The sequence below is a fragment of the Endozoicomonas arenosclerae genome (genome assembly GCF_001562015.1).
GTDB classification, from domain to species: domain Bacteria; phylum Pseudomonadota; class Gammaproteobacteria; order Pseudomonadales; family Endozoicomonadaceae; genus Endozoicomonas_A; species Endozoicomonas_A arenosclerae.
This window is the reverse complement of sequence record NZ_LASA01000178.1, coordinates 1-6,091: the sequence shown is the minus strand read 5'-3', so window position 1 is coordinate 6,091 and position 6,091 is coordinate 1. Positions and strand designations below refer to the sequence as shown.

General features: G+C 47.5%; 9 protein-coding genes. 6 read left to right on the top strand and 3 right to left on the bottom strand.

The window, feature by feature from the left end; genetic code table 11:
* From WG89_RS25850 to WG89_RS25840, 3 genes are all read left to right on the top strand, one after another.
* The coding region (locus WG89_RS25850; protein ID WP_062260213.1) for a hypothetical protein at positions 1-202 on the top strand (202 nt) is incomplete at its 5' end.
* A 64-nt stretch (positions 203-266) separates the two neighbouring features.
* Positions 267-533: a hypothetical protein gene (locus tag WG89_RS25845; protein ID WP_172806916.1), complete on the top strand. Its 267-nt coding sequence runs from the start codon at positions 267-269 to the stop codon at positions 531-533.
* A 394-nt stretch (positions 534-927) separates the two neighbouring features.
* Positions 928-1,677, top strand: a complete 750-nt coding sequence (locus WG89_RS25840) for an META domain-containing protein (RefSeq protein ID WP_079254060.1) — start codon at positions 928-930, stop codon at positions 1,675-1,677.
* On the opposite strand, the gene WG89_RS25835 is transcribed toward WG89_RS25840, so the two are convergent.
* Positions 1,678-2,532 (bottom strand): S1/P1 nuclease, encoded by an 855-nt coding sequence (locus tag WG89_RS25835; protein ID WP_062270550.1) that lies wholly within the window; start codon positions 2,530-2,532, stop codon positions 1,678-1,680.
* A 143-nt stretch (positions 2,533-2,675) separates the two neighbouring features.
* Between WG89_RS25835 and hisA the strand changes: the two genes are divergently transcribed.
* Positions 2,676-3,434 carry a phosphoribosylformimino-5-aminoimidazole carboxamide ribotide isomerase gene (hisA, locus tag WG89_RS25830; protein WP_062270549.1) on the top strand — a complete coding sequence of 253 codons (759 nt, stop codon included), beginning with the start codon at positions 2,676-2,678 and terminating at the stop codon, positions 3,432-3,434.
* Between the two features lie 57 nt (positions 3,435-3,491).
* Here the strand turns inward: hisA and WG89_RS25825 are convergent, their stop codons facing one another.
* Entirely contained in the window at positions 3,492-3,770 is a 279-nt protein-coding gene (locus WG89_RS25825) for a hypothetical protein (RefSeq protein ID WP_153301826.1), read from the bottom strand.
* Positions 3,771-3,915: 145 nt separating this feature from the next.
* Positions 3,916-4,260, bottom strand: a complete 345-nt coding sequence (locus tag WG89_RS25820; RefSeq protein ID WP_062270547.1) for a 5-carboxymethyl-2-hydroxymuconate Delta-isomerase — start codon at positions 4,258-4,260, stop codon at positions 3,916-3,918.
* A gap of 134 nt (positions 4,261-4,394) precedes the next feature.
* On the opposite strand from WG89_RS25820, the gene WG89_RS25815 reads away from it, so the two are divergent.
* Positions 4,395-5,606, top strand: coding sequence for an aromatic amino acid transport family protein (locus WG89_RS25815; protein ID WP_062270546.1), 1,212 nt, complete (start codon positions 4,395-4,397; stop codon positions 5,604-5,606).
* A 321-nt stretch (positions 5,607-5,927) separates the two neighbouring features.
* Positions 5,928-6,091, top strand: a 164-nt coding sequence (locus WG89_RS33040; RefSeq protein WP_172806677.1) for a transposase, incomplete at its 3' end; no start/stop codon positions are given.

The following is a 6,091-nucleotide window of genomic DNA, read 5'->3' as shown; positions in this document are numbered from 1 at the left end:
GTACCGCTATGAAAACATGATGACCCCTTACGAAAAGTTCCTGTCACTGAAGGAACCAGAACAGTACCTGAAAGAAGGGATTACACTGGACCAACTAAAGGACAAAGCGGAAGCCATGACCGATAATGAAGCGGCCAGAAAGCTGCAACAAGCCAGAGAAATCCTGTTTCAATTAGTTCATGAGCGACAAGCCGAGGGTTAGGTAGTAGTACCTGCCTTCAGGCTCATTTCAGGATTGGAAAATACTGAGTGCAGAACCAGTGCCTGTGCCTGTCCAGAACGAGTCTCCGGGTCGACTTCACGAATACAGTGAGTGGGCTAGTAATTCGATGACAAGACTCTATTACATGATGACGTCTGTTTTTTCTCGCTCAGAAGTTCCCGCCTCAACGGATTCGAGCCCGAATGAACCGGCTGTCTCTGCATCTATACCTGTGCAGCCTACCCTTGAGCCATCACCGACGAGTATCGAGGCTCAGCAAGAATTTATGGAAGAACTGTCTGACTTTGATATTGATGAAAACTGGGATTAAAAAAATACAGATGAGCAGATAGCCTGATTATCTGCCTGCAGATGAGTTTATGTCGTGAATCATTTGGCTGCTACACTTACTGATGTTTTATCAGGAGGTAGGCAGCCAGATGAGTATCGGTCGATGTTCTACTGTTTACTACTTCTTTGTCGTTTATAGATGGCGTCGCAATCCAGGCTAATGATGTTACTGACATCAGGGGTTTTTGTCGTCACCTTAAATCTGACAGTCTCTTAGGATTCTATACTGCTTTTTTATAGCTCCGTTTTTGTGTCAGGCCTTGGTAATAAAGGTGTCTGGCGGTTTTCAATGAGCAGCTTCAGGGTTTATGCTCAGGCTTTTCTGCCAGAGCAGAAAATCATGAACCGTCTCACGTGAGGTATAAGGTAAAATCATGAGGACCATGGGCCGATATATGTTGGTGCTGGCTGCAGGAAGTCTTCTTGCTGCGTGCAGTTCGTCCGACAAAAAAATGGTGGTGACGCCCACCGAAGTTGAAGGTAAAACCTGGGTGCTCAGCTCTCTGGACGGTCAACCGCCCGTTGATGGCAAAAGAGTGACTCTGGAGTTTCAATCCGCTTCTGACAAGGACGGTAAAGTCAGCGGCCGTGGCCCCTGTAATGGCTATTTTGGCAGTTATACAATGCAGGAAGATGAGTTACAGTTCGGCAGGGTTGGCTCTACCATGATGGCCTGTCCAGAGCCGGTCATGAAGCAGGAAATGGCGTTCTTCTCTGCTTTTCAGCAGGTAGATACCATGACATCCAATGGTGAAATGCTGGTTCTGAAGAGCCGTCACAGCAAAGAGCAAATGACTTTTGTCTCGGAATCTGCTGAAGTGAAAGGGGTTGTGAAGTCGGCAACGGGGTATTTTCCTGCAGATTCTGATGTCAGAATTCAGTTACGGGATATCAGCAAGCAGGATGCGCGCTCAAACCTGATTGGTGAGAAGAAAGTTAAGCTCAAGTATGAACTGGATGCCCCTCTCAATTTTGAAATTCCCTATTCACCGACACTGGTCATGCCTAATCATACATACTCTGTCTCTGTTGAAGTGAGGCACAAGGGCAAGCTCATCTCCCGCAGTACCTCCAGCAATATTGTTGATCTTGCCAAGCCCCTTGATATGAAAACAGGGCAGTGATTACTGGCTAAAGGCCTGGTTGAGCACTTCAGCCAGTCGATAGCCCGAGATCACAATCCTCTCTTCTGCAATGGACTGACCTCTCAGTAAGTAATTCTTGCTGAGAGGTGCTCCCGGTTTTATCTGATTCATCGCAAACGTTTTCTGAATGTTCAGGCTTTCCCGTGCCCAGATTTCGGGATCTAGCTCCTTGAGCTTGGACTGGCTTTGTGAAGTCAGCTTTTGAGAGAGCTGGCTGGCGAACTTTGAAATGATCTTTTCTGCATTGGGGTCATTGCTCCGAACCGGAGGAAAGGACGCTAACCCGCTGTCCCAGAGTGCAGCTATATTCGTCAGTTGTTCCTCCTGATAGGCAATGGGAGAGATTTTAAAAGCTATATAGCATTTCTCATGCTCGGGTGGTCGGTTTTTCCGATCGTCACAAATTTGCAATGGGCTGTGAAGATCCTGACTGATGTGTATAAGGGCTCTCAGCATAAAAGCCTGAGCAAAGACTGAGCTGCTGGGGTTTGAGAGTGTTTTTATGGCTTCCTGGGCTACCCAGATGCTGTTTTGCTTTTCGGGGCCCGCTGCCAGACCATGAATAACTTGATCTTCACTGACGGTATGCCAGTATCGGGTGACAGCCAGACCTTCTTTTTTTATGGAGTCCATCCAGGTGGATGCAATCATGAAGCTGCGGGTCTTGGGGGCTGCGTCCTGCAGAACATCCAGTAGTTCCTGAGATTTTTGACGAGCAGCGGGCGTCATGTGCTGCCAGGCAATCCAGCTGCTGATCATATGACCTGAGTCATACCAGGAATAGGCGGGKTTGAAAAACAAAGTGGTTATCAGGAGTAAAATGACTCTGCTCATAGCATATCCTGCAAAAGAACTCTGAAATCAAGTATCGGCCACTTAGAGAGACTAGGCTAGAAAGGTTCTCACAGATTACGATTACTGTGTTAAATTGAGTCCTCTCAAACAACCCTCATAGAAAACAGAAAGGAGCTTCCACTATGCAGTTTCGTCCCTGTATTGACCTGCATGAAGGTAAGGTCAAGCAGATAGTGGGGAGCTCTCTGCGAGATGGTGATAATTCAGCCACTGTGAATTTTGAAAGCAAGCAATCTGCTGCTGACTTTGCCGGGCTTTATCGACAAGAGCATCTCACGGGTGGCCATGTCATCAAGCTGGGGCCCGGGAATGATGAAGCTGCCGCTGAAGCGCTTTCTGGTTGGCCCGGTGGGCTTCAGATAGGGGGAGGAATCACCGCAGATAATGCCATGAAGTACCTTGAGATGGGGGCTTCTCATGTCATAGTGACCTCTTATGTTTTTAAAGACGGTCAGGTCAACTTTGAGAATCTGGACAAGCTGTTTAAGGTAGTTGGCAAAGAACGTCTGGTTCTGGATCTGTCCTGCAAGAAAAAAGGCGACGATTATTTCATTGTTACGGATCGCTGGCAGAAGTTTACTGACACTCGAATTAATAAAGCCACTCTGGAAAAGCTGGCGAAATACTGTGATGAGTTTCTGGTGCATGCTGCTTCAGTTGAAGGGTTAATGGCCGGGCCGGACCTGGAATTAGTGTCTCTGCTGGCACACCATTCCCCGGTTCCTGTGACGTATGCCGGTGGCATTGCCTCTATTGAAGATATCGAAGCGGTAAGAAAAGCCGGTGACAGTCGGGTTCACATCACTATTGGCAGTGCACTGGATATTTTTGGTGGTTCTCTGGCATTCAAGGATGTGGTCAGTAGCTGTAAAGCAGGGTAACAGGGTTCGTACGATAAGATGTCGGGGATTGAGCAGCTATCCCCGACAAATGCAGTATTAACGTGCGGTATCGTAACGGGTTCTGTACTGATAGATTCTGGACTCTCCCGCTGCTGATATTTTCACTTCTTGGGAGTTGGCGATCCTGAACCATACCCGCCCGTACTGATTGGTTTCTCCTGAAGCAATCAGCTTGCCTTTTTTATCAAAGACTTCAACCTGAGTGTTAGCATCTGTGATGACTGTCAGCTTGTCGATCCCACTCCAGGCGCCAATGCCAGCGTGGCAGGCAGAAGCAAATACCGTGGCGGCTAACAGAGTCATTAACTTTTTCATTGTCACTGATTCCCGGTCGTTGTAAGAAGGTAAAAGACAGCCCTTTTAACTATCGACCACTCATGGAATCTATCAAGCTCCAGCTAGCGGACTCTTGTATTTAAATCAATTACTTAGCTTCGTAATTAATTTGCGAGTGCCGACACTATTTCTTAACCCGCTTTGAATAACTATCGGTATCAATATCGAGAATTTCCACGGTTAGAATGTTGACCTTGGGGGCTAACTTGTCAGCAGCAGAAAGTACTTTTTGGCTCAGACCCTTTTTTTGTTCGGTGGTTCGACCTTTCATTATACGTACAGTAATGTGTACAAAGGACTGGTCAGGTTGGGCGGTTTGAAAATCATTGCAGGAATAGGCTCGTGTTTTGATGTCTTCCGCTTTGAACAATCCAGATTCAAAGGCGCCCTGGTGCACGGCTGAGACCAATTCTTTTATTGAGTACTTTTGTTCAAGTTCAGAAGAGTACTCGATAATGCAATGAGGCATGGCTGAATTACTTTTGGGAATGGAGGAGGAAGCCTACCAAAGGCCGTATTCAGACGACAGGGAAAGAGAGAAGGTTCACGCAGATGGATTCTTGTCTACTCTTGATATCTGGGAAGTGTACGATGAACTAATAAATGAATAGTCAAACTTTAGGAAGTTCCCTGCTCGTGGCAGGTACATCCATAGGTGCAGGCATGCTGGCCTTGCCTCTGGTCTCTGCCGCTACCGGCATATGGACTGGCCTTCTGCTGATGATGTTGATGGCTGGCCTTGCCTGTTATGGGGGGTTACTGATTGCCGAAGCCTGTCGCGCGGTTCCCGAAGCGGATAACTTACACGGTGTTGTTGGACGATTGTTGGGCAGGACCGGTCAGGGTGTAGCGATTCTTGCTATGCTGTTTCTCTATTTCTCTCTCTGTTCAGCTTATATTTCTGCAGGCGCAGGTCAGTTGCTTGCCGTGTCAGGCAAAATAGGGCTTGGGCTCGACTTTTCCCAATCTGCGATTTTGGTGGCTGCCGTCATAGCCGTATTGGTTGTGGTAGGCACTGTCGTTGTGGATTATGCCAATCGCATGATGTTCTTCCTCATGATGATATTGTTAATGTTCATCATGATGCTCCTGTTGCCTGAGGCTGAAGCAGAGAATCTGACGCTGCAACCGGGGAATCCTGATATGTTACTGGCTGCTCTGCCAGTCCTTTATACCTCTTTTGGTTATCATTGTGCGGTCCCCACGGTAGTCAGGTACGTCAAAGGTAAGCCCAGAGACTTCCGGTTTGCTCTGGTTCTGGGGAGTGCCTTGCCTTTAATTGTTTATGGATTGTGGCAAGTTGCTACTAATGGAACCCTTTCATCCATTTTGATTAAAGACCTGCAAACCAGTCCTGATGCAGTAGGACAACTTATAGATCGCATTGGAGAGGTCAGTCAGTACTCTGGCTTTAGCCATTTGATCAGTGTTTTTACCGCTTGTGCGCTGGGTACTTCGTTCCTGGGGGTAGCCATTGGCTTGTTTGATTATCTGGCAGAAGTCAGCCAGCGACCCAATACTGTGGTTGGGCGCATTCAAACTATCTTGTTGACTCTGGGCTTGCCTTTGGCTGTTGCTGTCCTGTTCCCGGGTAGTTTTGTTACAACCCTTGGCTATGCTGCTGTTGCCCTGGTAGTACTAGCGGTGTTTATTCCTGTGATGCTGGTGTGGGAAGTTCGCAAGGAGCATCTCGAAGAGCCCTACAAGGTGGCTGGTGGTAACTTGCTGCTGATCATAATGTGTTTAATAGGGCTGGCCGTGATTCTTGCTCAAGTCGGAATTGTTTCCGGTTGGCTGCCAGCCCTGGATTCATAATCAGTTGTCAGTATCTGTGTTATCGGAGTCTTCAATGCCTGAGTCTTGATGGGACAGAGGGGGGACAGGCGTTGTACTCTCTTCTTCGGGGTCAGACTGATAACGATTTGCTTCTACCTGAGCACCTAAAGCGGCTATTTCTTCTTCTGTTCTGCCTTTTTCTATCTTCTGCCTGCCACCTGTCGCCTGAAACTCAAAGTATTTCTTGGCAAAATGGGTGAGTAATGTATTAACACCATGGCTCTTAATGGATTCTGGGGAGCTGGTTGAGGACGAGTTATTTGACTATGAATAGAAGACGTTTTCTTGTACAAAAGTGTCATGAAACTTTATGACCTCCTCGACAACGCCAAGTGCTTTGAACAGATACGCCAGATTCGCTGGCCTGACGGGGTGAAATGCCCACACTGTGCCAGCTCAGACATAACCCGCCAAGGCAAGGACGATTCACAGCCTGACAGACAGAGATATTCTTGTAAAGAATG